Source organism: Phycisphaerae bacterium, from assembly GCA_024102815.1.
In the GTDB taxonomy this organism is placed as follows: Bacteria; Planctomycetota; Phycisphaerae; order UBA1845; family UBA1845; genus JAGFJJ01.
In genome coordinates, this window is sequence record JAGFJJ010000069.1 from 376,149 (window position 1) to 401,601 (window position 25,453).

The following is a 25,453-nucleotide window of genomic DNA, read 5'->3' on the forward strand; positions in this document are numbered from 1 at the left end:
TCACAGCCGAGCGATTCCGCGGAAGTCGGGCGATCGCCTGGCGGAATCGCTGATCAGCCGGCACCCGACGTTGCCGGGCTTGGGAGCGGAGCTGTCGGCCCGATCGGTTGTCAGCCATTCGAGGATCCTCATGGAACACAATCTCATTCTTGCCGGCGTCGGGGGACAGGGAATTCTGACCATCGCGCAGGCGATTTCCATCGCCGCGGTGCGCCGCGGCTGGTGGGTCAAGCAGGCCGAAGTACACGGCATGTCTCAGCGCGGTGGAGCCGTGCAATCTCACCTGCGCATTGCCGATCATGAGCTCTTCAGCGAGCTGATCCCCAAGGGTCGGGTGGACATGATCCTCGCGGTTGAGCCGCTGGAGGCGCTGCGCTATGTCGAGTTTCTCGCCCCGCATGGAAGCATCGTGGCGAGTACCGCCCCTTTCGTGAACATCCCCAATTACCCGCCAGTCGAGGACATATTGGAAAGGGTCACGAGCTATCCGGACCACGTGCTGGTCAATGCCGAAGACATCGCCAAGGCCGCCGGGTCCGTCCGCGCCGCCAACACGGTCATGCTCGGCGCCGCATCCGGGCTGCTCGGCATTTCACTTGATGAGCTCGACGCTGCACTGAGCGAAATGTTCAGCGCCAAAGGCGCGTCGCTCGTGCAGATGAATCAACGGGCCTGCCGGCTCGGCCGCGCCGCCGCAACGGCGTATCAGGACGGCCTCCGTCGCGGCGCCACCCCTCTGGAAACGCGGCGTTGGATCGACAGCCTCTCGCCAGAACAGCTGGAACTCGACATTGAGGCCGGAACCGCTCCCCCCATCCCGATGGGCGAGCTTCGACTCAGCGACGCCGAGGCGCAAGCCGTCGCCCAAACGCTGCTCCGCGCCTATGAGGAAGGCCGTCGCCAGCTCTACGAACACGAGGTCTACAGACTTGTCGAGCTTGTCGGCGCCATCACACCGCCTCGACATCAATTCCTCCAGCCCGGTGAGAGCGTGACTGCGGAAACCCTGGCCGAGTTCTCCGGCGATCGCGTCGTGCTCAAGCTCGTCTCGACAAAGGTCGTCCATAAGACCGAGGCCGGAGCAGTGCGATTCATCCCCCGCGACGTTGACGCCGTCAACCGCGAGCTTCGCCAGATGGCCGCCCGCTTTGGCGACCAGGACGAGAACCTTGCCGGCGTGCTGCTGGTGGAATTCGTGGAGCGGGCCGGGTCGGGATTCGGACAAGAGCTCTTCGTAGGCATTCGCGCCACAAGAGAATTCGGCGCCATCATCGCCGCGGGGCTCGGCGGCGTGGACACCGAATTCCTGGCCCACAAGATGAAACCCGGTATCGCTGTGGCCAAGGCTCTGGCGATCGACACCTCTCCCGAGCAGTTTCTGGAGATGTTCAAGTCCACCGCTGCCTACGAGATTCTCGCCGGCAAGGCCCGCGGGCATCACCGCGTTGTTTCCGACGGCGAGTTGCTCCGTTGCTTCCGGGCGTTCATCGCCCTGGCGCGAACCTACTGCCTGGACCGCGGACAGGAAGGCCCGGACCTCGGGGAGCTCGAAGTGAATCCTTTTGCCTTCTCCGGGCAACGCATGATCCCGCTCGACGGTCGTGGACGCCTGGCCACAGCCACGCCCGAGCCGCCCGCCCGACCCATTCAGCGGATCGGTTCGATGCTCACGCCCAAGTCCATCGCGGTCCTCGGCGTCTCATCCAAGAGAGCCAACTTTGGACGGATCATCCTCAACAACGTGCTCGACTGCGGATTCGCCAGGGAGCACGCCTACGTCATTAAGGAAGGGGAGGACGCCATTGATGGCGTTCGCTGCGTCCCCGACATTGCTCACCTGCCGGAGCCGGTCGATCTGCTTGTCGTGGCCGCGTCGTCCGACGATGCCGCCCGCCTGATGGACGAGATCATAAGAAGCGGCAAGGTCGCGTCGGCCATCCTCATTCCCGGCGGTATGGGCGAGCGCGAAGGCACGGAACACATCGAAGAGCAGGTTCGCAAGGCGATTCTCGACTCCCGCTCGCGACCGGACGGCGGCCCCATCGTGCTCGGCCCCAACTGCCTCGGCGTCCGCTCGCATCCGGGCAGCTACGACACCTTCTTCATTCCCAACGAGAAACTCGACCCCCGCCGCAACGCGGTGCCCAAGCGGGTGGCGCTCATCTCCCAGAGCGGAGCCTACATCATCAGCCGTATGAGCAACCTCGAATCGCTCGACCCGACGCTGGCGATTTCGCTCGGCAACCAGATTGATCTGACCGTGTCAGACTTCCTCCGCACGGTCGGTGCCCGCGGCGACATCGACTGCATCGGCGTCTATGTCGAGGGCTTCAACGACCTCGACGGTCTCGCCTTCGTCCGCGCGGTGCGCGAAGTTACGTCCACCGGAAAGACCATCGTTTTCTACAAAGCAGGCCGGACCGCTCCGGGTCGCGCCGCCACCGCCGGACATACGCATTCCGTCGCCGGCGACTACGACATCTGCCAGACGGCCGTCGCCCACGCCGGCGCGATCGTTACGGACACCTTCAAGGAGTTCGAGCAGCTTCTGGAACTTTCCACGGCGTTGCATGCCAAGGAGGTACGCGGGCGGCGCATCGGTGCCATCAGCAACGCCGGATTCGAAACCGTGGGCATGGCCGACGCCATCCTGGGCATGCGCTACGAGCTGGAGATCGCCAGACTGAGCGAGAACACCATCGAGAATCTTTCGACCCGACTTCGAACGCTCAAGCTCGAAGGGCTCATCAATGTCCGCAACCCGCTGGATATCACACCCATGGCGAATGAGGACGCCTACCAGGCAGGTATCGAAGCCATGATCGAGGACGAGAACGTCGATGCCGTGGTCGTGGCCTGTGTACCCCTCACGCCGCAACTCCTGACGACCGAGGAGGAACTGGCCAAACCGGGCTCGCTTGCCGACCGTCTCCCCGCCCTGCTGCGCAATGCCCCCAAGCCGATCATTGCCGTGATCGACTCCGGACGGTCGTACGACGCGATGGCCAGGCGCATTCGCGAAGGCGGCGTGCCCGTCTTCCGCACGTGCGATCAGGCGGTCCGCTCGCTCGGACGCTATTTGTGCTACCGCACGGATCGTATGGAGCGCTCCGCAGCCCGCGAACAGGCCGCCTCGGCGCAGTGGGTGGAAGGAGTGGCCGAGAATCCGGAGCGGGAAGCTGAGGCTGCCTCGACCACAACATAGGGCGATTGGGCTTTCTTGCCTTCTCGTCGCCGAACGCGCACACTCACGCCAGGATGAAGCTGCGGCGCGCGGTGTACTTTCTCTCAGTGGCTCTCGTCGGTTGCACTCCCCTTCCGTCCCCATTGGACAGCATTCCCCCGGTTTGTCGGGACGCCGGCTTCAACCGGGCGGACCTCGATGCGATTCGACCGGCCATCGAAGAAGCCTCTTCCGCCGGAGCTGGCCGGGAGGATCTCCTTGCAGATGCGGACACCGCATGTGCCGCATGCGGCGATCCCGCGGCCGGCTGCGACGAACAGCTTTGCCGGGAGTGTTTCGCAGCGCTGGTTGACGAATTTCTTGGGAGCGTCAGCGAACGGGAATAGAGCGCGCATAAGGTGCAAGGCCTCGCGGAAATCCGCGCGCTGCTCAAAACCGCAGCTTATTCATCTGGAAAACGGTTCTAGGATGCGCTATCCGCAGTCTTGTGCTCTTGCGGCTTGTAGTTTCGCTTCGTGGGCTTGGTTACCAGACCCATTCGGATGGCCTTGGCCGAGACCTGGATCCGGCAGACTTTTCCTTCAACCACGGCACGCACGCGCTGGAGATTGGGGCGAAACTTGCGCTTGGTGATGCCCGTGGTCTTGCGACCCACGCCACCGAGGTACTTGGCCTTGCCGCGCCGTGCAATGGAGCGGCCTGAACGGGTCTTCTTGCCGGTGAAATAACAGACTCGTGCCATACCTGCACCCTGGGTCGATAAACCACGCAGCCCGCGTGAGCTGCGGCCCGAAACAAAAACGAGCCCGGTATCATAGCAAGGAACTCAGTCCCTGCAAGCCTGCTCGCCGGTAGCAGCCGAATTCCAGCAATGTTCCGCCGCCCCGAGCGTTAGGCCTTTGTAAACCATGGAAATCGCTCCGAGCCAGGATGACCTGATCAGCCGAGCAGTCGACCTCGACCCCGAGGCGCTCGACTTGCTCGTCGATCATTATTCATCTCGGCTTTACGGATTCATGTATCGCATGACAGGGCGCCGCGATAGTGCCGAAGACCTCGTCCAGGAGGTGTTCCTCAAGATGGTGAGGAGCATCCGAACTTACGCGCATGACGACCGATTCGAGGCATGGCTTTTTCGAATTGCGGGAAATGTCGCGCGCGATCGGGCCCGGCGGGTGTCTCGCGAACAGGCGCGAACCGGGGATCCAATCACGTCGAAAATGCCGCAATCGGAGGCACCCAACGGCGAATCCGACCGCGGCGAAGACCGAACCACTGTGCGTCGACGACTGCAGGCGGCAATCAATCGTTTGCCCGATTCGGAACGGGAAGTTGTCCTGCTACGTCATTACGCGGAGCTCAGCTTTGCCCAAATTGCCGAGATGATGGGCACGCCGATTGGCACCGCCTTGGCCCGTGCGCATCGCGGCTTGGCCAAGCTGCGGTCCTGGATGGAGTCCGACGAGTGAATAGTCACGATGAAAACCCGACGCCAAAGGAAAGCGACCCGATTCGCCGCGAGATCGCAGAGAACGAGGCTTGGTTGCGGGGGTTGCTTGCGCGCGACGATGAGCGGCTCGATCACGCCGGGATGCTGAAAATACGGACGCAAATCGCGGCTGGTGAGGAGTGGTTGGCAGGTCGCATAAACGTCCCGACACCTCCGGGGCTCGCAGAGCGAGTGAAGCAGCGCCTGCGCGAAGAGGCCGTCCAGCTCTCGGACCATCACGGTCCGCAGGAGCGAAGTCCATCGCGACCGCGTCGACCAAGGCGCGGATGGATATTGAGTCTGTGCTCGAGCGGAGTGGCCGCGGCGGCTGCGCTGACGTTCTGGATCACGTTGCAAGAGCCCAGACCTGTGGCAATGGAAAATCACCCAGACCTTGTCGCCTACGAAGCCGCCCTCTCCGGTCCGGAAAGCGACGAGATCGACCACGAGCTCGCCGACCTGCGGGCAGAGATCCGTTCGGCAGAACTGGCTTGGAACAACGACACTGGTATCGGCCTAACCGACGATGATGAACTTCTGCGATTGATGGACGACCTCATGTTCGACGCCGAGTCGGGCGTGGGTCGAGAAGGAACCTCAGGCTAGCGACTGAAGGGCGGGAACATGTCTAAGGAACTTTGCACACGTCACACGGGAATCACAGCACTGGTGCTTCTATTCACGGCATTGCCCGCGGCTGCCGCAGAACAGCCGACGCCTCCCCGGGACCGGCAAGTTCAGCAAGATGCGCTCGACGGGACGCGCCGCCCGCGGCGGGGGTTGATGCGCGATCGCCGCGCCATCCTCGACCGTGACGCTCGGCGCGAGCATCGTATCTCTCCAGAGCAACGCGACGAGCTCCGAGCGTTTGTGCGCGAGTACTTCCCGATGCTCCACGAAAACCTGGAGGGTCTGCGCGAGCGGAACCCTCAGCTCTATGAGCGTCGCGTCGAGCGCTTCGCCGGACCGCTGCTCGAAATCATGGAAACCATGAAATCCGATCCCGAACTGGGCGCGGTGTTGATCGAAGAGCGGCGGAGCGAAGCCCAATTGCGCTTTCTGGCAGCCGCCTACCGCCGCAACAAAGACGACGACCGGAAGCCCAGGATGGAGGAGCGTATTCGCGAATTGACTGAAAAAGTTGTCGACCTGCGCCAGAAGCGACGCGAGCTGGAGATTCGGCGCATGGAAACTCGACTCAGCGAATTGCGCACCCGCCAGCAGGAAAACGCCCGCATGCGCGACAAGATCGTCGAACGGGAAGTGGAGCGTTACCTCACGGCACCTGTACCTTTGGAACGCGAGAACACGGAAGACCATGACGTTCCGGATCGCCCGCGCTAGCGAAAGTACCGAGCGGCACCGCCCGTCGATCATGGCGAGTCTACGATTGTGGCCGATTGTCGGCGGCTTTGAACATCGAACAGCTGGCCGTTCGCGTCCACCGTAGCGAGATCCTCAACTTGTTCATATTGTTTCGAGAGCAAGTCCATCCAATCACGGCGTTCGGTTTTCCAATCATGTGCGGAGACGAACCAAACCCGGTGATGGGAATCGGCAAGGTCTTCAAATCGCCGCAATAGCAGGTCGGGCCGGTCGCGATCCGAAGTGGGCTGCTCCACAATGGTGCAATCCTGGCGCTTCCAGTAATAGTGGAACGCGTCGGCGGCACTGTAGTAAACCAGCACCGCGTCTCCGGGCTTGGCTTCTGATGCCATCCGCTCGACGACTGGACGAATGTGCTCATAGACAGCAGGAGGGCCGAGCGAAGCCTTCGTGGCACGCAGCACGGGGATTGCCACACAACCTGCGACGATCAGCCATGTGGCCGGGGATCGCCAGCCGACCCGTCTTGCCAGCTCAAAGACCCCAACGCCCACAAACAACGCCGCCAGCGGAATGAGGAACGCCACCTGCCGGACGTTGCCGATCGGCCACATACGCATCATTGCCGACGCGACCGCCAGAAGGAGGATGGCCATTGACGCCAGCACCAATGCCCGGGCCTGTCCCCAACAGCGCCCGAGCCCCGCCGCAAGCGCCACGAGCCCCAACGATCCCACACACCACTTCAGAGGCGACCAGACCTGGCTGATTCCGAGTGTATAGCAGACCGTGCCGAAGAGCTTATCTCCCAGCCAGGCTGATAGTTCACCGGGAGCATAGGAGACCGGCCACGACGGTTCGATCTCGGTATAGTAGTAGTTCACGAATACACCGCGGTCCTGAAACCCTGCCAGCCAGATGTACCAGCAAATCCCTGCCAGAAGCAGTACAAGACTCAGAAGTGCATGCACAAGGATCGTCTTGCGATCACGAACGTCCTTGCGTATCACGTTCAACGTCAGCACCGGCCACCAGGCCACGACGGCCAGCGAGGACGTAAACGTCATACCCAGTCCGATTAGCGCGGTGAGGTGGAAGTAAAATAGCCGCTTGATACTGGGAACACGTGAGGCCAGCAAGCCCGAATAGAATAGCAGCGCAACGAACGCCGCTTCGATGGCAAATTCCTTCAGTTCCCTGGCATGCGCGATCAGCAGCGGCTGACTGACAATGAAGAGGCCGGCGAACAGCGCTCCCAGTCGGCCGACGATGGACTGCGCCAAGAGCAGGACGATCGCCGCACATACCAGTCCGGCAATCGCCGACGGTGCTCGCAGCGCTGCTTCGCTATCGGGCACCCATTTGTGAATCGCAGAAAGCAACACGAATTGCAGCGGTGGGAGCCGACGGGCATCGGCAAGTGTGCCGATCTCGATGCGCCGCGCTCGGTAGGCCTCGGCATGGGAGAGGCTCCGTTCGCCCAGACTTGGCAGAATGAACCAGGCGCCGAGCAACAAGACAACAGCAAGATGAGAGATCGCTGGAGCGCCGAAGGATGACGCCGCTGCCGAGTGAGTCTCCTGGGGAGTGCTATTGAAACGGGCGCCGCGGTCGCCGGTGACTGGATGAGAGAGAATGGAGTCGTAGCCGTTCACTGCGCGATTATCGGAAGTCGATCGCCGGCGCTGAAACGGCACCCGGCCGAAAGGTCCCGCTTCATTGACCCTTGAGGCGCCGGGAGCCAGAATGCTCCGCTCGGCCCCAGGGCTCGAGCTGCGTGTCACATTGCCAATACTGGTAAAGCGGGACACGCGTCCCAAGAAGTTCCGGTCGGGAATATGGTGCAGTGCCGGACCATCGGCAAGGGGGGACCTTCGTGGAACTCGCCATCCGCTGCCGCGACGTTCACAAGCGCTACGTTCAGCGGAAGCGTGAGCCCGTGCATGCCTTGCGCGGGTTGGATCTGGAGGTCCGCGCCGGCGAATGCTTCGGACTGCTTGGCCCCAACGGCGCTGGAAAGACTACGGCGGTGGAAATCCTCGAGGGATTGCGCTCGGCCGACAGCGGCGAAGTCGAGGTCCTGGGCATGCGTTGGGGTCGTAACGACCTTGAGATACGCCAGCGAATCGGCATCGCCTTGCAGCAGACTCGGTTGGCCGACAAGCTCACGGCCATTGAATCTCTCCACCTTTTCGGAAGCTTCTACAACCACGGAAGAAACCCGGAAGATGTCCTGGCGCTCGTGGGATTGCAGGAAAAGCGCCGGTCGTACGTGGAGCATCTTTCAGGCGGACAGCATCAGCGCCTGGCGGTGGCGTGCGCCCTTGTGAGCGATCCGGACCTCCTCTTCCTGGACGAACCCACGACGGGGCTCGATCCGCAGGCCAGGCGCGCTGTCTGGGACATCGTCCGGGCCGAGCGGCAACGCGGCTGCACGATTCTCCTGACCACGCACTACATGGACGAAGCCGAGAAGCTGTGCGATCGCGTGGCGGTCATTGATCAGGGCCGTGCAATCGCCCTCGGTACCCCTCGTGATCTGATCCTGACACTGGGTGGAGACCACGTCATCGAGTTCGAGGTGGATGACATGGGCAGCACGAACGGCCTCGACGAACGAAATCTCGCGGGGCTGAGTGGGGTCAACAGCGTCGGCCGGGAAGGGGCGGTCTACGTGCTGAATGTTCGTGAACCACACATCAGCCTGCCCGGCTTGATTCGCCACTTGGAGGAGAAGAACCGCAGGCTCGCCCAACTTACCACTCGGCACGCCAGCCTCGAGGATGTCTTCGTCAATCTGACCGGCCGACACCTGCGAGACGACGATGCATAGTCATCCTCTCCAACAGCTCTTGCTGTTTCGGCTACGAATGTTCTTCCGTGAACCGGCCGCCCTGTTCTGGACGTACGGTTTCCCTTTGCTCCTGGCCATCTCCTTGGGAATCGCATTCCGGACACAGCCGCCGCAACGCGTGCTTGTAGATGTCGAGGATGACCCAGGTGCGCAGCGCGTCCTGGACGCGTTGCAGGACGGTGACGGTGCGGAGCAATTTCAGGTCTCCATACGACCCGCCACAGAAGCCCGGGAGCGGCTTCGTGTCGGCCGAAGCAGCGTGGTGATCGTGCCCAGGTCGAATGGGCAGGCGTACGAATTCGTCTTTGATCCGACCCGCCCGGAGAGTCTCGCAGCGCGCATGCAGGTGAATGACGCCCTGCAGCGGGCCGAGGGCCGGATTGACCCGGTCCCGGTAAGCGATCGCCATGTCGATGAGCCCGGGTCGCGTTACATTGATTTTCTGTTACCCGGTCTACTGGGCATGAACCTCATGGGCAGCGGACTGTGGGGCGTCGGTTTTGTAGCCGTGGACATGCGCGTGCGCAAGCTACTCAAGCGCTTTTCGGCGACACCGATGCGGCGAAGTCACTTTCTCTCCTCAATGATCGGCGCACGGCTGGCGTTCACGCTGCCGGAAATGGTCGTCCTTCTGGGCGCCGGGGCAATCTTTTTCGGCGTACCCATTCGTGGAAACTGGCTGAGCATCATTCTCATCGTGCTGCTGGGAGCGTCGGCATTTGCGGGAATCGGGCTGCTCGTCGCCTCGCGTGCCGAGCGCATCGAGACCGTCGCAGGCTTGATGAACCTGGTCATGCTGCCGATGTGGCTGCTTTCCGGCATATTCTTCAGCACGGAGCACTTTCCCGCTTTCATGCAACCGATCATCTATGCCCTGCCGCTGACGCAGCTTAACAATGCACTTCGCAACGTGATCCTCGAAGGTGCATCACTGCCCGGACAGATCGTCCCAATTCTCTTCCTTGCCGCGACCGGAACGGTAACCTTCGCCCTGGCCCTCCGTTGGTTCAAGTGGACGTAACAACAACGAGTTTTTCAGGAATCTGCAGCGAGCCGCACGTCAAAAGCCTGTGCGGACCTCCGGCATGCGTTGACCTCGTGTGCTACTTCTTTCGAACGGCCTCCGCGATACGCAGGAGGCAATCGAGCAATGACCCAAGTTGATCCAAGGGATAGACCGTAGCCGGGTCACTCTTGGCCTCGTCGGGCTTGTCATGAACTTCCATGAACAGCGCGTCCGCACCCGCGGCCAGCGCAGCCGACGCCAGCGTGCCCACGAATTCGCGCTGCCCCCCGCTCAGCGATCCGCCCGCGCCGGGAAGCTGACAACTGTGCGTCGCGTCGAATACCACAGGAACCAGGCGCCGCATTCGGGGAATGGCCGTCATGTCGTTGACCAAGCGGTTGTAACCGAAAAACGTCCCGCGCTCCGTGAGCAGGCAGTTGTGACACCCGGACTCGCCGAGTTTGTCAACAACGTTCTTCATTTCCTCCGGCGAGACGAACTGCCCCTTCTTCACGTTCACGCATCGACCGGATCGTGCCGCCGCGACGAGCAGATCGGTTTGACGACAGAGGAACGCGGGGATTTGGATGCAGTCCAGAGCCTCGCCCGCCGGCGCGGCTTGGCCCGGTTCATGAATATCGGAAAGCACAGGAACGCCGACCACGCGACGAACCTCTTCGAGAATGGCAAGCCCTTCGTCGAGGCCGGGGCCCCGAAAACTGTGAATGCTCGAACGGTTGGCCTTGTCGAAGCTCGCCTTGAAGATCACCGGCAGTTGGCGGTGCCGACAGATGCAGCGGATGGCATCGGCCAGTTGCAGGGTGTGGTCGCGCGATTCGATCACACAGGGGCCGGCAATCAGTACCATAGGCAAGCCCGAACCAATCCGAACACTGCCGATTCGGGCTTCTTTCAGTGTCTCTCTCATCCTCACACCTCCGTTGCCGCCACGCTACGGACCGGCCCTCGTGGCGTCAACTCGAGTGCGATCCACGTTGTCTTCACGATGACGGAGCCCGTGTTTTGACAGCCCTCCACTTCGTATCGACAATGGCGGAATGACGCATGGCGCGGTCTTGGAGGCTAACCGGTAGATTGTCGTCTCCGGCGCTCATGCCCTGACTCGAAAGGACCGGTCGAATGGCCAAGCGAAAATCGCGCGGACCGGCACCGCACCACCGCCGACGCCTGTCGGTATGTCGAGCGGCCATGAGGAAAGCCAAGCTCCCCGGCCTGCTCATCACCAACCCCCGGGACTACCTCTATCTTACCGGCTTCACCGGGGAGGATTCGGCCGTGCTGATCACCGCCCGGGACGTGCACATGATCAGCGACGGTCGCTTCGACGAAACATTGAACCAGGAATGTCCCTGGGCCAAACGATGGATGCGGAAGGGCCTTTTGATTCCGGAGATCGCTACGGTCTCGCGCAAGTCCGGCCTCCGCCGCGTGGGTATTCAGGGCGATCATCTAACTGTTCAGGAGCTCCAGGAGCTTTCCCGCCTGAATCGAGGAACGAGGTTCGAGGACGCTCCTCCGATCTCACGGGACATGCGTCTCATCAAGAGTCCCGAGGAGCTCAAAGTCATTCGAAAGGCGATCCGCGTGGCCGAAGAAGCGTTTCAGGCCACGCGGGAGTCCATTCAGATCGGCCAGACGGAGTTGGAAGTTGCCGCCCGCGTGGAGTACGAAATGAAGCGCCGCGGGGCTTCGGAACCGTCCTTCGGTACGATCTGCGCCGAGGGGCCGAATGCCGCCCTCCCTCACGCCCACCCTGGAAAGCGAAAGCTGCGTAAAGGCAGCGCTTTGCTTCTGGATTGGGGCGCCCGGGTGGACGGATACTGCAGCGATTTGACCCGTATGCTCTTCGTGGGTAGCATTTCGGCGAGAATCCGGGAGATTTATAAACTGGTGCTTGATGCGCAACTCAAAGCCATCGAGGCCATTCGTCCCGGAGCAAGAATGTGCGATGTGGACGCAGTGGCGCGGGACCACATTGCCGGTGCGGGATACCGGGAGGCCTTTAATCACGGGCTGGGTCATGGATTCGGCCTGGATATTCACGAGTCCCCTTCGCTGAGCTGGCGGTCAGATCAGGAGCTGCGAGAGGGCATGGTGGTAACAGTGGAACCGGGCATCTACCTGCCCGGCGTCGGCGGCGTCAGAATCGAGGATGACATCCTCGTTACTCCGCGCGGTTACAAGGTACTGACCAGCCTGTCCAAGTCATTGGAAGAGGCGGTCCTGTAGAACTGCGGGCGTGACGTACCGCGTCGCTTACTCAATGGAGTTTCCGGGCTTGCTCGACATCGACAAGATTCGCATGCTCGTGGAGATGATGGTCAAGAACGACCTCGTCGAAGTGTCCCTGCGCGATGGGGAAGAAGAGATCAACCTGCGGCGACCAAATCCGGCCGGCGAGGGTCGCGTGGACTTTGGCGCGATGCCCCGCATGACGGTGAGCCCCCCGGGAGGCGACGCGTCTGCGCCCGCACCGGCTCCGTCACCCAAGGTGGAGGACGTTGAACTGGTCCCCATCCCTTCACCGATGGTCGGCACGTTTTACGCTGCACCCGACCCGGATTCGCCTCCGTTTGTTCAATTGGGGCAGCAAATTTCCACCGGAGCGGTCGTTTGCGTGCTCGAGGCAATGAAAGTCTTCAATGAGATCAAGTCCGAGATCACCGGGACAATTGAGCGCATCCTGGTCAAGAACCAGGAGCCGGTGGAATTCGGCCAACCGCTGTTCTTGGTTCGTCCGACGTAATTCGCGTTCGTTCGCTGGTCGAGGCCCCACCGTTCGCGCGGGCCGCGGACTCAAGGGTGTTGTGAAATCGGCATGTTCCGTCGCATCCTGATCGCCAACCGGGGGGAAATCGCGCTGCGGATCATTCGGGCTTGTCACGAGCTCGACATCGAGGCCGTTTGCGTCTACTCGGACGAGGATCGCGGCGCTTCCTACCTGGAACTCGCTGATCGGACCATCTGCATCGGCGCCGCCTCTCCGCGCGAAAGCTACCTCAAGAGCGACCGCATCATCGCCGCTGCCGAAGTCAGCGGGGCTGACGCCATCCATCCCGGATACGGCTTCCTGGCCGAGAACGCCGCGTTTGCCGAGAAATGCCGCGCCTGCAATATCGAGTTCGTCGGCCCCTCGGCCGAGGCCATGCGCCTGCTCGGTGACAAAGCTATGGCACGCACGCTGGCCCGCAAAGCCAAAGTGCCCACGGTTCCGGGTAGCGAGGGCGTGGTGGAAACCGACGAAGACGCCCTCAAGCACGCCGAGCAAATCGGCTTTCCCATTATGGTCAAGGCTGCGGCCGGGGGCGGCGGCCGGGGCATGCGCGTGGTGCATCACCGCACCGATCTCTCCTCCGTGCTCAAACAGGCGCGGCAGGAAGCACGCGGCGCATTCGGCAACGGCGATGTCTACCTCGAGAAACTCATCGAGAAGCCGCGGCACGTGGAAGTGCAGATTATTGGTGACACCGCAGGAACGATCATCCACCTCGGCGAGCGCGATTGCACCGTTCAACGCCGGTATCAGAAGCTGATTGAGGAATCACCGTCTCCCGCGCTGGATGCCCGCACCCGGCGAGATCTCTGCGCCTCTGCCGTTCGCCTCGCCAAGGCCGCCGGATATCACAACGCCGCAACGGTGGAGTTTCTCGTAGACGCTCGCGGACGATTCTATTTCATCGAGGTCAATACGCGCATCCAGGTGGAACACCCGGTCACGGAAATGGTCACCGGCCTGGATCTGATCAAGGCGCAGATTCGCGTGGCCGCGCGGGAACCACTGGGCGTCACGCAACGCAACATCGTGCACCGCGGGCACGCTATTGAATGCCGCATCAACGCCGAAGATCCTGCACACAGTTTCCGCCCCAGCGCCGGTACGGTCACCAAGTTTCGCCCGCCGGGCGGTCCGGGCGTTCGTGTCGACACCTTCGGTCACGATGGCTGCCGCATTTCCCCCCGCTACGACTCCCTCGTCGCAAAACTCATTGTCCATCAGCCCACGCGCGCGGAGGCGATTCAGACCATGCGCCGCTGTCTCAGGGAGTTCATCATCGAGCCGATCAAGACGACCATCCCTCTTCACCAGCGGATCATGTCGCATCCCGACTTCCAAAGTGGAAGCTTCGACACGTCGTTCCTGGAACGAGCCGCGCTGACCTAAGTGCGTCCCCGCAACCGGGACCACCTTCCCGCTGGACGCCTGCCGTCTGACGGCATAGAGTAACCCCAAGGGTTGTCATGGTAATTTACTTGCCGCAAAGCGGTCGAGAGTTGACGATGGACGATGCCCTGTCCCGCATGATCGGCAAGCCGGTCGTCCTGGATACGGGCACGCCGATCGTTTTTATCGGCACGCTGGAGGAAATCGGCGAGCACGTGTTCGTCCTGGCGTCGGCCGATATGCATGACTGCCGCGACGGGCACGCCAACAAGGAGCACTACCTCGCGGACACTTTCCAGGACGGGGTGACCGTGAATCGCCGTCGAATCGTCGTCATGCGTAACGCCATCATCAGCGTCTCTCTCTTGGAGGACATCGTTACAAGCTAGGCGGCATTGTTCGCGGCGCGGCGAACAACGACGCCCGATACCCTCCTCTTTTGAAACCCCAAGGGGTCACAAGTGGACCTTCCGGAACGTGCTATGATGAAAGTTCTGGTGACAGGCGGCGCCGGCTACGTGGGCAGCCATTGCGTGCGCGAATTGTGCGATGCCGGGATGGAGGTTGTCATTGTCGACAACCTGATCAGCGGCCATCGAAGCGCGGTTGATCCCCGGGCCCTGCTTCTCGTCGGCGATCTTTCCGATGACGCCCTGCTGGATCGCACCTTTGGCGAATATCGATTCGACGCCGTCATGCACTTCGCCGCCCTGCTGGATGTCAACGCCTCGGTCCGTGAGCCGCTGGGGTACTACCGCAACAATGTGATCAATAGCCTTGCGCTCCTCGAACGTATGCGCGCCAACGAGGTTAAGCGCTTGGTCTTCAGTTCCAGCTGCGCGACCTACGGCATTCCGAAGGCGCTACCCATCACCGAGGACATGCCTCAGAACCCCATCACGCCTTACGGCCGATCCAAACTGATGATGGAATGGGCCATGCAGGATTGCGCCCATGCATGGGGGCTCGGTGTTACCGCCCTGCGCTACTTCAACGCCGCAGGTGCTGCTCGCGACGGTTCGATGGGAGAGGATCACGATCCCGAGTTTCATCTGATTCCGGTTGTGCTTCAGGTCGCCCTCGGCCAGCGTGAGGATATCCGCATCTTCGGGCTGGATTATCCCACTCCCGACGGCAGTTGTGTGCGCGATTACGTCCACGTGGAAGACCTTGCAGCCGCTCATCGCCTGGCACTTGTCAGCCAGCCGGAGGGCGCATTCCGTGCCTATAACGTGGGCACCGGGCTGGGTGTCAGCGTAAAGGAACTTGTGGAGACCGCTCGCGAGGTCACCGGCCAGGACATCACGGCCCTTCCAGCACAGCGCCGCGAAGGGGACGCGCCGGAGTTGTACGCCGATCCCACGAAGGTCATGGGCGAACTCAATTGGCAGCCCAAGTACCGCGAGATTCGCGACATTCTCGAGACCGCCTGGAACTGGCACCGCAGCCATCCGCGGGGCTACGAAGACGGATCCAAATCCCAATCGAGCGGCTAGCTCGAAGTCTTCATCATGGCTCCGGTGTTCGATTCACCATCCGATGCGTCTGGCTGAACATCGCGTACCACCGGAAGTGACCGGGTTGCGACTGCTTCCGCATCGCGCGGCGGCACAGGGATTGACAGCTTGGACACCTCGTGGGTCAGGATCAGCCTGGCTCCCAGGACAGGATCGTCGAGCGGCACGTTCCAGAAGTCTTCTTTGACGTTGGCGATCCATTCCCGTCGATGCAGTCCCCGGCGGCTGGCATTGCGCCGAAGGACGATGTAGCAGAATCCATGAACGTTGTCGATGACATGGCTGATGCTGCGTATGCGCATGAGCCGTCGCCAGAACATGATTGGCCTGCTGTAGAAGCGGCGGTGGGCGTCGGCGTACATCCGCTGGATATCCTCGTTGGAAACCGTCGGCAGCGTCATGATTGCCCCGCTGAGCTCGTAGTCCCCCCAGTCTTCCGTGTTGAGGTATCCGTGCTGTTTGGCCCAATGGAACATCTGCGTGCCGGGGTATGGCGTAGTAATATTGAACAGCGCAAGATCCGGGTCGAGTTTCATGGCGTAGTCGATCGTCCGCTGCATTGACGCCACGGTCTCGCCTGGGTTGCCGAACATGAATGTGGCCCGAACCTCAAGCCCGGCGCGCTGCGCAACCTTCACCGCCCACTCGGTACGTTCACGATCGATCGGTTTGCGGATGTTGCGCAGGATTTCGTCGTCCCCGCTCTCCACGCCGAACATCACCTGGTGACAACCGCCCTCCCTCATGGCTTTGGCCAGCGCCTCGCTGAAACAATCCGTCCGGACGAATGCCGTCCAACTCACGCCCAGTCTTCGCTCCTTCATCAGTTGACAGAAGCGCATCACGTTCCCTTTGAACATGGTGAACGTGTCGTCGTAAAACTGGATTTCGCGAATGCCGTATGCCTTGCGCAGATGGGCGATCTCCTCCACAACCTGCTCGGCGGAGCGCGTCCGCAGCTTGGTCTCGGCGCTATTGCAGAACGTGCACTTTCCCGGACAACCGCGCGTCATGAGCATGTTGATCGCCGGCAGCCGCCGATACGCGCCGATGGAAGGGAAATAGCGCTTCATGGGCACAAGGTGGTAGGCGGGCGTCGGCAGCGAATCGAGGTCTTCGATGACCTTGGCCGGAGGATTGTGCACGGCCCGATGCCCGCGGCGGAAGCTCAATCCCTCGATCTGCTCGATGGGCTCTCCCGCGACGATCCGCGAAAACGTGATTTCTCCGTCACCGCGCACCACGAGATCGATCGCGCTGTTCTTGAGGCACTCGGTGGGCATCGCTTCGGCGTGTACTCCGCCGACCACGACCACGCACTCGGGGTGAACTTCCTTCACCACGCGTGCCAGGCGGTTGGCCGCAATTGCCGTGGCCGTCATCATGCTGATGCCCACGACACGCGGGCGCACGTCAGCCAAGGCGGCACGGAATTCGTCAATGCTCCATCGCTCGATATGTACATCCATGACGCGCACGCGGTGTCCCTCGCGTTCCGCGTACGCCGCGATACTCAACAACCCCAGCGGTGGCATGGCCCCCTTGATGCCGTGCCAGATGTTCTGGTCCTTGCTTATCCAGGGTGGGTTGATTAGCAGGGCATCCAGCGCATCCTCCGTCCGCCCGACGGCACTTCCACCCATCCCGCCTGTCTGTACGTTCTCCACGCGCGCCACTCCTCTTTGGCCTCAATCTGCCGTTATCGTCCCATCGGCAGGCAGGGAAGCGACATTGAGGACCAGGGACCGAAAATGGCTGCGATCGTGACTTGGAGACTGGGAATGAACCCGCGAATCGCCGGCGCGGATCGACGTAACGCCGCCGATGTGACCCACGGTCTCAACGCAGGGGCTTGAGTTCGAGTTCCGCGCGTAGCTGGTTGACCCGAGCCCATAGCTTGGGATCGTCGTGCATGAACTTGACCAGATTCGCGGTCGTCACGCCGACTCTTTCCGCCGCGGTGCTGACCTGCAAACGGCAGGCGACCAGTACATCGAGAATCTCGCTGACCACGAGCGGATACCTTGGATCCCGCTGCCCGATGTGCAGGCGACCGTCCCTGCCCATGGCCGATTCCAATTCCTCGCTCCGAGCATAGCCTTCGGGGGCAATCGTCGAGCGCAGATGAAGAGCAATCGCTTCCCGAAGGCGACGTAGCGCCCGTGTCTTGTTCACATGCTGCGAGCGATCTTCTTCTGCAATGACCGATAATCCCGTCGGCTCGTGTCGCAGCCGCACCGCCGAGCTCGTTTTGTTCTTCTTCTGCCCGCCCGGTCCACTGGACCGATAACAATCGATCGCGCACTGGGCGATCAACGCCGCATCATTGAGTAGAAGAAATGCCCTGGCTGATGGCATGTTCACGGCGCATCTCCACAAGAAAGGAGTGTCCGCTTCAGAGCGCGGAGGCGTGCCTTTCCAGCTAAGCCACAGGCTGATTTCCGCTGATTCCTGTTCCTCTCGGAACCACATGCAACGCACAAGTCGTCCATCGTCCAAGCCGATAACTCGACAGGAGTAACGTCTGTTCCCAGCAACCGGCCTGCTACCGGCACGGGAGATCACCATGAACGGCAAGAACTTTGCACCCTTCTGGACGTTTCTGGCTTTGGCCATCGTAGTCGGCTGCACGCCCGTCCCACCGACGGATGATAACGCCGCGCAAACCGCCAGCGAAACGTTCACCTCCGTAGACAGCTATTTCACCGACGCCCCCCAATCCCCCGGTGGCACGGGCGGCGTGGGCATGCCCGACGATGACTTCATGGTCAACGACGGGGAATCGGTAGCCGAGGAAACGCGCAGTTTCTTCCAGGCATACCAGATTGACCCCCTTGCGGAAGACACCGCCGGTCCCAAGTTCGTTGTCGCCGCGGACGTCGACAAGGACGGCTTGCTCGACCTGATGAGCGCGTGGAACGAGTCCCAGCCCGTGCAGTTGCATCTTCAGCGCCGCGACGCGGAGGGCAATATTTCTTTCCGTACCATCACGCTTGGCGGTACGAACCCCTTGGCGATCATGGCCGGCGTGGAATTCGGCCAACTCAACGACGACAACGGCGACGGCCGCATCACCTACGGCGATCCGGGTTGCTACCTCAATGACGACAACGCCTGTGTGGATGCCGACGGTAACGCCTGCGCAGATTGCGGTGACTGGCTCGACGTGGTCGTTCTCGCCAAGGCCACCGGGTATGTCACCCTGTGCCCCAAGAACCCGCCGGCGCAGATCAGCGCCACCGAGGGTGAGATTGTCGTGCTCTTCAGCCCGGGCAACCGCGGGCAGGTGCCGGACGGCGACGCGTGGGACGAGATGATCCTGGTTAACCCATATGTCCGAGACAAGCTCCCCTGGATTCACAACCAGTATCCCGGCATCGAATTCAAGGACTTCGAGGACGCCAAGACCAAGCCTGAGTGGAACGGCTTCACTTCGCTGCTCGTCGCCAACTTCGACGGCGTCGACGGCGATGACATCGTTGTGGCGCTCAATCCCGGCGAATGCGAGGAGTTGGGCCAGAAACCCCCGACGAACACGGTCGACCTATGGACCAACCCCGGTCCGGACGATGCGGAAACGGCGAGCCTTTGGGGAGCCCCCTCGGATGAATTCGCCCGAAATGTCCCCATCTCCATCATCCTCGACGCTCCGCAGATCAAGGATCTCGCGGCTATGGACGTAGACAGTGATGGCGATCTGGACATCATTGCCACCGTCACCAACGCCATCAGCCAGAACATCCGCTGGGCAAGAAACCCGCTGATCCCTCACCGTGTCGGTGGTGCGGGCGGCTTGGCCGAAGTCATTCGCGGGACCAGTGACGGATGGCGATTCATCGCGTCCGGATGGGAACGCCGTCCCATCGGCGAGCTCGATACGGGCGCCGATGTGATGGCCATCGGCGACGTGGACGGCGACGGATCGGATGATGTCCTCATCCGCTCCACCGACGGCCAGATCGTCCAATGGTTCCGGCGACCCAACGCGCTGCAGGTTCAGCCCGAGTTCCCGCCGAACGATCCCGTGCCCGATCGCTTCAACTTCCCGTGGCAGGTGTACACGCTGTCCGAGTTTGACATGCAGGAGCCGGAGGGCATCGCCCTGGGAGACATCACCAACGACGGTTTGCTTGACGTCGTCATCGCCGCCGAGGGCGCCGTGTACTGGTACGACGGCTCGACCGCGACAAGCCCCTATGATCCCTGGGCACCGAATACGATCATTCAGGACAGTGGAGCGCCCGACGCCGTCGATCCCGCGCAGGCGCCCGGAACGCAGCCGACACCCGGCAGCGGCGTCGGCGTCACACAGGTGGACACTGATACGGTCATTAACGCTTTGCTGATCGTCGATCTGGACGGCGACGGCCGAAACGACATCATCGGCACGCTCGACCGCCGCAGCGGCGCTGGACTCAGCGATGATCGCCTGGTTTGGTATCGCAACGTTCGGACCGAAGATCAGGTTCAACCGTAACGAGAACCCTTCGATCGTTTCGCGCGTCGAGGACGGCTGTATGCGGCCCGTGTGCCACTGCTCTTGAGCAGGGTCCTCAGCCTACGGACCGATGTAAGAACTATCATCAATCTTGTAAAGCACGCGATCCGCATGTCGCCGGACATGCGGATCGCGTGCTTTCGCTTTGGGGCAACGCGGGCCGGTGCTCGCCTTCCGTCCAATCAGGCTTGATGCGCCTTCGGCCGACAGAACAAGGTAAACGCCGCGACGATCAGCCCCAGTGACATGCAGAGAACGATGAACCGCACGCCCGGGTCGCAGAATACCCTGTCATATGGATAGGCCGGCAGGCGCGCAACCAAAGGGGCGATGGCCGCGGGCGGACTTGGGAACTCGGGTTCGAATGTTCGCTCGGGCCCGGATTGTGCCGCGACCAAGGGAACAGAGACAGTCTTTTCGACCCGGCGATGATAGTTGAATTCTCGCTGGGCCAGCCGCGTCACCGTGGCCGGATCGCTCCGTAGAGCCTCAATCTCCCGCCGGTAGCGCTCCACGGACCGCCCAAGATCCTCAAGGCGATACGCCTGGATCTGCTCCTCCACACGGAGGAGCTGCCACGTGCGCCACTCAGGCAGGAGTACGCACATGGAAAGACAGGCATACCCCAGGAGAACGAGCCCCCAGAAGACCATGCCGCCCCACCGGTCCCTGTCTCCCGCGGATCCCTCCGCGAATCTGCCATCCATGCGCCACTACTCCACTGGTCGCTTCCCTGCGACTTGCCCCGGGACGTTTTTTCAGTGATTCCAGAACCGACCGCCGAAAATCGCGGCATCGCCCAAATGCTCCTCAATACGCAGCAGGCGGTTGTACTTGGCGATCCGGTCACTCCGGCAGGCACTGCCCGTCTTGATCTGGCCCGCGTTCGTGGCCACGGCAATGTCCGCGATGGTCGTGTCCTCGGTCTCACCGCTGCGATGACTGATGACCGCCGTCCAGCCGTTGCGCATCGCCAGGTCCACGGCGGAGAACGTCTCGGTCAGCGTGCCGATCTGGTTCACCTTGATCAGGATTGAATTCGCCGCCTTGATTTCCAGCCCGCGCTTCAGTCGCTCGGTGTTGGTCACAAAGAGGTCATCGCCAACCAGTTGGACTCGCTCTCCCAGTGCCGCGTTCAACTTCTTCCACCCGTCCCAGTCGTCCTCGGCCAGACCATCCTCGAGGCTCCGGATCGGGTACTTCTCCACCCATTTTTTCCAGTGCGCGATCAGATCGTCGGAACTCACGCTCTTGTCCGGTGCCGACTTGAAGAAGCTGTACTTCCCGGTTTTCTTGTCGAACATCTCGGATGAAGCGGGATCGAGCGCAATGAACACGTCCTTACCCAGCTGGTACCCCGCCGCGCCGACCGCCTCGACGATGACCTCCAGCGCTTCCTCGTTGCTCTTGAGGCTTGGCGCAAATCCACCTTCGTCGCCAACATTCGTGTTGTAGCCCTTCTTATTGAGCACCTTTTTCAGCGACTGGAAGCACTCGGCCCCCATCCGCAGGGCTTCACTGAAGGACGACGCCCCCCAGGGCTGGATCATGAACTCCTGAAAGTCCACGTTGTTGTCCGCGTGCTTGCCACCGTTGAGGATGTTCATCATCGGCACGGGCAGTACACGGGCCTTGGGACCACCCAGGTATCGGAAGAGCGGAAGCCCACAGGATTGCGCCGCGGCCTTGGCCACCGCCAGCGACACCGCCAGAATCGCGTTCGCCCCGAGACGGCCCTTGTTCGGCGTCCCGTCAAGATCGATCATGCTCTGGTCGACGTCCTCCTGGTCCGCGGCGTCCAGCCCGATCACCGCATCCGCGATCTCGCCGTTCACGTGCTCGACGGCCTTGAGCACCCCTTTCCCCATATAGCGATTGGGGTCCCCGTCACGAAGCTCCACGGCCTCATGCTCGCCGGTGGATGCCCCAGACGGCACGGCCGCCTCTCCGTAACTCATGTCCTCGAGCACAACCGACGCTTCTACCGTCGGAAACCCGCGAGAGTCGAGCACTTCACGCGCTTCGACCTGTACGATCGTCGTTGACATAATCGCACCTGCTCCTTGTCTGAACCCGCCGACCGCGACCCGTCCCGATCGCAGCGACCCAGATCACATTCGAAGTCCATGGTACCTTCATCGGCATCACCCGAAAACGGGCTTCACCGGACATTACGGCCGGCACACAAACCAGGTGGCCCCTCGGGCCCCACTTGCCGACGTCGAGCATGCGGTTACCTTTTGCCCGGATTCTCTCGCAGCGGACCGAGGTTCCACGAACCAGTTTCAGCCGCCAGAGGCGACCACATGAGCTCCATACTTCGGGCGGACAGGGTGCGCGTCGAATTCGGTCGGCTTGTCGCTCTGGCTGACCTGTCTTTTGAACTCGAAGGCGGACAGCTCCTTGGGCTGATCGGCCCCAATGGGGCGGGCAAAACCACCCTCCTGCGGGTCATCGCCGGGCTGCAGGTGCCCACTCGCGGCATGGCCTATGTCCTGGAGCATCCTGTGCTCGGCGAACACGAGGTCGTTCGCCATCACATCGGCTTCGCCCCGGACTCCCCGCCCGCCTACGACGACCTTACCGTGGACCAGTTCCTCCGGTTCATCGGCGGTGCCTATGGACTTGATCACGGGGAAATCGAGGAGCGAATCGACTATTGGCTCGAGCAGCTTTGGCTCACCGAGAAACGCAAGAGCAAAATCCGCGAACTCTCCCGCGGCATGCGCCAGCGGGTCACGCTGGCCCGCACGTTTCTGTCCCGGCCGCACGTCATTCTGCTCGACGAACCCCTAGGCGGACTGGACCCGGCCGGTCGCATCCAGCTCCGTCGCGTACTGGCCATGCTTCGCGAACAAGGCTGCGCCATGGTGGTCTCGTCACACATTCTCTCCGACCTGGAGGAGATCGCCTCTCACATCGCTATTCTCGAGCACGGCAAGATACTTCGTTGGGCGACGGCCGAAGCGATCCGGCAGGATGAGTCCCAGCGCCGTCCTTACCGGGTCGAGCTGGCGGGCAGCGCCGCCGACTGGGCACCGCGGATCGCCGAGCTCGCCGGCGTGGGAACGGTCAATCCCGACGGGCGCGTGGTGATCATCGAATACGCCGACGGCGACGAAGCGGCCACGGAACTGCTTCAATCGTTGATGCAGATCAAAGCGCCGGTGTGTTCGTTTTCTCCCATCCGCGCCAGCCTGGAAGAGCTCTACCTTCGGGCGGGCGTGAAACAGGTAGACTGACATGCGCGAACGACTCCAACTTCCGACGCCCCTGTGGACGCTGCATTACAATCTGCTCGGTGGGCACCGCCGCACCTTGCAGTTTTGCACGATCTATATCATGACCGCCGTGGCCATTTGGAGCCTCTTTCGCCATTCGCTTCGGGACATACCACCGGCCGAATTCGCCGACGGCGCCCTCCGCTTCCTCGCGGCGGTCCAACTTGCCCTTTTGATCCTGGGCGGCTGCGGCGCCCTGCACCGCGCGATGCTGCGGGATTACGAATCCAAGATGATCGAGAGCCACCGCCTGACGCCGCTTTCCAACGTCACGATTATTCTCGGCTATTTGTTCGGCCCGACAATCCAGATGCTCAGCTTCTTTACCATAAACGTCTTCATCGGGCTGGCGCTTTGCGCGATCGCAGGCGCGGCCCCCGACCTTTGGATTCTGGGCAATGTTCTGGCACTCCTGTGCGCCGTCATGGTCTGGACACTCGCCGTATTCTTCGGTATCCGCCTCGCCAAACCTACCAATCCCATCGCCATCGTCGCGATCGGCTCTTCGCTGGCCGCCCCAATGTGGGGCGTTCCGGGACTCGGCCTCTTCAGCGGAGTATACGTGGGATTCACTGCGTACTCCGCGATGACCGGATCGCTGACCTTTACGCCCGCGGTCGTCTCCGGAATCATCTTTGCAACCCTCGTTCTCACAGTATTCTGGCTGCTCGCCGGAGCCGCGCGCTACCGCCGTCCCGATCTCCCCGCGCTCGCCGGTGTTCGTGGTTTGACCCTCTTGTCTCTTTGGCTGGTCTTCGCCTTCGGGGGACAGGCGGCCCTGATGGCCCAGCAGGCGTCGCGAATCCCCGCCCTCCGGACACAGGAAGAGATTGTCCTGCCCTGGATCGCCCTCTTGATCGCAAGCATATTGCTTGCGCTCCCGGCCGTAAGCGGCTCAGTCGCTTGCGCGTTTCATCGTGTTCGCGGGACACCGCTGCGCGACTGGTCGGATCGCATGCCTGATTTTCTGATTACATCGATTGCCCTGCTGTTCATCGCCGCAGCCGCAATTGCCCTTTCGGGTGCCATCTGGAATGTCGGCCTGTCCGATGATCCCACGGTGCTTTACCGCGCGTCCTGGCTGAAGCGCTGGATTCCGACTTTCCCCACGCATTCGGAGGAGCGGCGAATCGCCGCGCAATGGATGGGAGTTGCCTACACGGTGCTTACCATTGCCATCATGCTATTCACGCTGCGATCATGTCTGCGCTTGACGAACGCCATCATGCAACGTCCGTGGATCGCATGCCTTGCATTCCCGTTGCTCCTTTGGGTGGCCATTCCTGCAACCGACTTTTTCCTGGGGATGGCTCGGTATCCGAAGAATGATCCGTTCCAGCCTGAATTGCGAACCTGGCTCTTCGGCGCATCCCCCCTCGGCACGATCGTCGGCATTTGGCAGGGCATTCCCATCGCCTTCGAACCCGGACTATTGGTTCAGCTTGCCTTGCTGCTACTGATTGCCTCATTCGCCGCGCGGTTCTGGCGACTTCGCACGCTTCGCCTTTCGACTACCACGTGATGCTCGACGCAAATGAAACCGGCACGAACGACCGCGCCTGATTTCGCGCGTTCGCCCGTGCCGGCAAAATGGACTGTCAGACTACGTTGTCTACTACCGTCTCAGGTCCTTGATCGCCGGCCAGAGGGTCAGATCGGTATCGACGGTGAACGTCGGCCAGGGCTTGCTCGGATCGCGATCGGAGGTCAGCCGCGCGTCCGACGCATAGAAGTCGAACAGCAGCACGTCCGGCGCCCAGTCATAGTCCACGCCGTCCAGGTTCAACACCCCGGCCGCGCCCGGAAGCTCCGTGCCCGGCGCCAGATCGGCCACCGCCTGGAACGCCCACGCGTTGTACTCCCACGCCGATGCGTCTGCATAATTCAGAATCGTCGCCATGCCCGACAGGTGGTTCCAGTGGATCTCGTTGATCCGCAACCCACCGTTGCCGTCCGGGAACTGCCCGATCGCCCACGCCAGCACGTAACCCCGCAGCGTGGTGATCACCTGGCCCGGATTGTCCGGGTCGGGCTCGGTGAAGAAGCCCCGCCCGATCGACTGGAACGGAGGCACCTGCACACTCGGCGCCGAGCCCGGAGAATTCGGGAACGGCG

General features: G+C 61.9%; 22 protein-coding genes. 14 read left to right on the forward strand and 8 right to left on the reverse strand.

The annotated features are described in order from the left end of the window. Positions 1-130: 130 nt before the first annotated feature. Positions 131-3,205, forward strand: coding sequence for an indolepyruvate oxidoreductase subunit beta (locus tag J5J06_17725; protein MCO6438937.1), 3,075 nt, complete (start codon positions 131-133; stop codon positions 3,203-3,205). A gap of 442 nt (positions 3,206-3,647) precedes the next feature. On the opposite strand, the gene rpmB is transcribed toward J5J06_17725, so the two are convergent. After that, positions 3,648-3,926 carry a 50S ribosomal protein L28 gene (gene rpmB, locus J5J06_17730; GenBank protein MCO6438938.1) on the reverse strand — a complete coding sequence of 93 codons (279 nt, stop codon included), beginning with the start codon at positions 3,924-3,926 and terminating at the stop codon, positions 3,648-3,650. A 166-nt stretch (positions 3,927-4,092) separates the two neighbouring features. Here rpmB and J5J06_17735 point away from each other — a divergent pair, with 166 nt between their 5' ends. Genes J5J06_17735 through J5J06_17745 form a run of 3 tightly spaced genes read left to right on the forward strand, consistent with a single transcriptional unit; the run spans position 4,093 to position 6,017 of the window. Further along, complete coding sequence (locus tag J5J06_17735) at positions 4,093-4,653, forward strand: RNA polymerase sigma factor (protein MCO6438939.1); 561 nt, start codon at positions 4,093-4,095, stop codon at positions 4,651-4,653. Continuing rightward, positions 4,650-5,279 (forward strand): hypothetical protein, encoded by a 630-nt coding sequence (locus J5J06_17740; protein MCO6438940.1) that lies wholly within the window; start codon positions 4,650-4,652, stop codon positions 5,277-5,279. The genes J5J06_17735 and J5J06_17740 overlap by 4 nt, the downstream gene beginning before the upstream one ends. A gap of 18 nt (positions 5,280-5,297) precedes the next feature. Beyond that, entirely contained in the window at positions 5,298-6,017 is a 720-nt protein-coding gene (locus J5J06_17745; protein MCO6438941.1) for a hypothetical protein, read from the forward strand. A gap of 29 nt (positions 6,018-6,046) precedes the next feature. On the opposite strand, the gene J5J06_17750 is transcribed toward J5J06_17745, so the two are convergent. Then, on the reverse strand, positions 6,047-7,654 hold the full coding sequence (locus J5J06_17750; GenBank protein ID MCO6438942.1) for a glycosyltransferase family 39 protein: 1,608 nt from the start codon (positions 7,652-7,654) through the stop codon (positions 6,047-6,049). A 221-nt stretch (positions 7,655-7,875) separates the two neighbouring features. Here J5J06_17750 and J5J06_17755 point away from each other — a divergent pair, with 221 nt between their 5' ends. Further along, positions 7,876-8,832 (forward strand): ABC transporter ATP-binding protein, encoded by a 957-nt coding sequence (locus J5J06_17755; GenBank protein ID MCO6438943.1) that lies wholly within the window; start codon positions 7,876-7,878, stop codon positions 8,830-8,832. Next, entirely contained in the window at positions 8,825-9,874 is a 1,050-nt protein-coding gene (locus J5J06_17760) for an ABC transporter permease (protein ID MCO6438944.1), read from the forward strand. The genes J5J06_17755 and J5J06_17760 overlap by 8 nt, the downstream gene beginning before the upstream one ends. 82 nt (positions 9,875-9,956) lie before the next feature. On the opposite strand, the gene kdsA is transcribed toward J5J06_17760, so the two are convergent. Continuing rightward, a complete protein-coding gene (gene kdsA, locus J5J06_17765; protein ID MCO6438945.1) occupies positions 9,957-10,787 on the reverse strand; it encodes a 3-deoxy-8-phosphooctulonate synthase in 831 nt (276 codons plus the stop codon). A gap of 212 nt (positions 10,788-10,999) precedes the next feature. Here kdsA and J5J06_17770 point away from each other — a divergent pair, with 212 nt between their 5' ends. From J5J06_17770 to galE, 5 genes are all read left to right on the forward strand, one after another. Then, a complete protein-coding gene (locus J5J06_17770; GenBank protein MCO6438946.1) occupies positions 11,000-12,109 on the forward strand; it encodes an aminopeptidase P family protein in 1,110 nt (369 codons plus the stop codon). A gap of 34 nt (positions 12,110-12,143) precedes the next feature. Then, positions 12,144-12,626, forward strand: coding sequence for an acetyl-CoA carboxylase biotin carboxyl carrier protein (gene accB, locus J5J06_17775; GenBank protein ID MCO6438947.1), 483 nt, complete (start codon positions 12,144-12,146; stop codon positions 12,624-12,626). 72 nt (positions 12,627-12,698) lie between these two features. Beyond that, positions 12,699-14,042, forward strand: coding sequence for an acetyl-CoA carboxylase biotin carboxylase subunit (gene accC / locus J5J06_17780; protein MCO6438948.1), 1,344 nt, complete (start codon positions 12,699-12,701; stop codon positions 14,040-14,042). Between the two features lie 116 nt (positions 14,043-14,158). Next, positions 14,159-14,431 (forward strand): hypothetical protein, encoded by a 273-nt coding sequence (locus J5J06_17785; protein MCO6438949.1) that lies wholly within the window; start codon positions 14,159-14,161, stop codon positions 14,429-14,431. Positions 14,432-14,527: 96 nt separating this feature from the next. Continuing rightward, the gene (galE, locus tag J5J06_17790; GenBank protein MCO6438950.1) at positions 14,528-15,538 is read left to right on the forward strand and encodes a UDP-glucose 4-epimerase GalE; all 1,011 of its coding nucleotides are present in this window, start codon (positions 14,528-14,530) and stop codon (positions 15,536-15,538) included. Here galE and J5J06_17795 read toward each other — a convergent pair. After that, positions 15,535-17,226, reverse strand: a complete 1,692-nt coding sequence (locus tag J5J06_17795) for a cobalamin-dependent protein (GenBank protein ID MCO6438951.1) — start codon at positions 17,224-17,226, stop codon at positions 15,535-15,537. The genes galE and J5J06_17795 overlap by 4 nt on opposite strands. A 172-nt stretch (positions 17,227-17,398) precedes the next feature. Continuing rightward, positions 17,399-18,175, reverse strand: a complete 777-nt coding sequence (locus J5J06_17800) for a peptide chain release factor-like protein (GenBank protein ID MCO6438952.1) — start codon at positions 18,173-18,175, stop codon at positions 17,399-17,401. On the opposite strand from J5J06_17800, the gene J5J06_17805 reads away from it, so the two are divergent. Continuing rightward, complete coding sequence (locus J5J06_17805) at positions 18,126-20,036, forward strand: VCBS repeat-containing protein (GenBank protein ID MCO6438953.1); 1,911 nt, start codon at positions 18,126-18,128, stop codon at positions 20,034-20,036. The two genes, J5J06_17800 and J5J06_17805, sit on opposite strands and share 50 nt — an antisense overlap. A 203-nt stretch (positions 20,037-20,239) precedes the next feature. Here J5J06_17805 and J5J06_17810 read toward each other — a convergent pair whose 3' ends face one another. Then, positions 20,240-20,764 carry a hypothetical protein gene (locus tag J5J06_17810; GenBank protein MCO6438954.1) on the reverse strand — a complete coding sequence of 175 codons (525 nt, stop codon included), beginning with the start codon at positions 20,762-20,764 and terminating at the stop codon, positions 20,240-20,242. Positions 20,765-20,815: 51 nt separating this feature from the next. Next, positions 20,816-22,105, reverse strand: a complete 1,290-nt coding sequence (eno, locus tag J5J06_17815; GenBank protein ID MCO6438955.1) for a phosphopyruvate hydratase — start codon at positions 22,103-22,105, stop codon at positions 20,816-20,818. 258 nt (positions 22,106-22,363) lie between these two features. Between eno and J5J06_17820 the strand changes: the two genes are divergently transcribed. Further along, positions 22,364-23,299 (forward strand): ABC transporter ATP-binding protein, encoded by a 936-nt coding sequence (locus J5J06_17820; protein ID MCO6438956.1) that lies wholly within the window; start codon positions 22,364-22,366, stop codon positions 23,297-23,299. Position 23,300: 1 nt separating this feature from the next. Continuing rightward, positions 23,301-24,860 carry a hypothetical protein gene (locus J5J06_17825; GenBank protein ID MCO6438957.1) on the forward strand — a complete coding sequence of 520 codons (1,560 nt, stop codon included), beginning with the start codon at positions 23,301-23,303 and terminating at the stop codon, positions 24,858-24,860. Positions 24,861-24,953: 93 nt separating this feature from the next. Here the strand turns inward: J5J06_17825 and J5J06_17830 are convergent. Then, positions 24,954-25,453, reverse strand: a 500-nt coding sequence (locus tag J5J06_17830; GenBank protein ID MCO6438958.1) for a hypothetical protein, incomplete at its 5' end; no start/stop codon positions are given.

What these genes read in the sequence shown, in the direction of transcription:
- J5J06_17820 (MCO6438956.1), top strand. Translation starts at nt 22,364, where the DNA reads ATGAGCTCCATACTTCGGGCGGACAGGGTGCGCGTCGAATTCGGTCGG.
- J5J06_17770 (MCO6438946.1), top strand. Translation starts at nt 11,000, where the DNA reads ATGGCCAAGCGAAAATCGCGCGGACCGGCACCGCACCACCGCCGACGC.
- J5J06_17785 (MCO6438949.1), top strand. Translation starts at nt 14,159, where the DNA reads ATGGACGATGCCCTGTCCCGCATGATCGGCAAGCCGGTCGTCCTGGAT.
- J5J06_17800 (MCO6438952.1), bottom strand. Translation starts at nt 18,175, where the DNA reads ATGGCCAAAGCCAGAAACGTCCAGAAGGGTGCAAAGTTCTTGCCGTTC.
- kdsA (MCO6438945.1), bottom strand. Translation starts at nt 10,787, where the DNA reads ATGAGAGAGACACTGAAAGAAGCCCGAATCGGCAGTGTTCGGATTGGT.
- J5J06_17805 (MCO6438953.1), top strand. Translation starts at nt 18,126, where the DNA reads ATGAACGGCAAGAACTTTGCACCCTTCTGGACGTTTCTGGCTTTGGCC.
- J5J06_17735 (MCO6438939.1), top strand. Translation starts at nt 4,093, where the DNA reads ATGGAAATCGCTCCGAGCCAGGATGACCTGATCAGCCGAGCAGTCGAC.
- rpmB (MCO6438938.1), bottom strand. Translation starts at nt 3,926, where the DNA reads ATGGCACGAGTCTGTTATTTCACCGGCAAGAAGACCCGTTCAGGCCGC.
- J5J06_17810 (MCO6438954.1), bottom strand. Translation starts at nt 20,764, where the DNA reads ATGGATGGCAGATTCGCGGAGGGATCCGCGGGAGACAGGGACCGGTGG.
- J5J06_17725 (MCO6438937.1), top strand. Translation starts at nt 131, where the DNA reads ATGGAACACAATCTCATTCTTGCCGGCGTCGGGGGACAGGGAATTCTG.
- J5J06_17825 (MCO6438957.1), top strand. Translation starts at nt 23,301, where the DNA reads ATGCGCGAACGACTCCAACTTCCGACGCCCCTGTGGACGCTGCATTAC.
- accC (MCO6438948.1), top strand. Translation starts at nt 12,699, where the DNA reads ATGTTCCGTCGCATCCTGATCGCCAACCGGGGGGAAATCGCGCTGCGG.
- galE (MCO6438950.1), top strand. Translation starts at nt 14,528, where the DNA reads ATGAAAGTTCTGGTGACAGGCGGCGCCGGCTACGTGGGCAGCCATTGC.
- accB (MCO6438947.1), top strand. Translation starts at nt 12,144, where the DNA reads ATGGAGTTTCCGGGCTTGCTCGACATCGACAAGATTCGCATGCTCGTG.
- J5J06_17745 (MCO6438941.1), top strand. Translation starts at nt 5,298, where the DNA reads ATGTCTAAGGAACTTTGCACACGTCACACGGGAATCACAGCACTGGTG.
- J5J06_17760 (MCO6438944.1), top strand. Translation starts at nt 8,825, where the DNA reads ATGCATAGTCATCCTCTCCAACAGCTCTTGCTGTTTCGGCTACGAATG.
- eno (MCO6438955.1), bottom strand. Translation starts at nt 22,105, where the DNA reads ATGTCAACGACGATCGTACAGGTCGAAGCGCGTGAAGTGCTCGACTCT.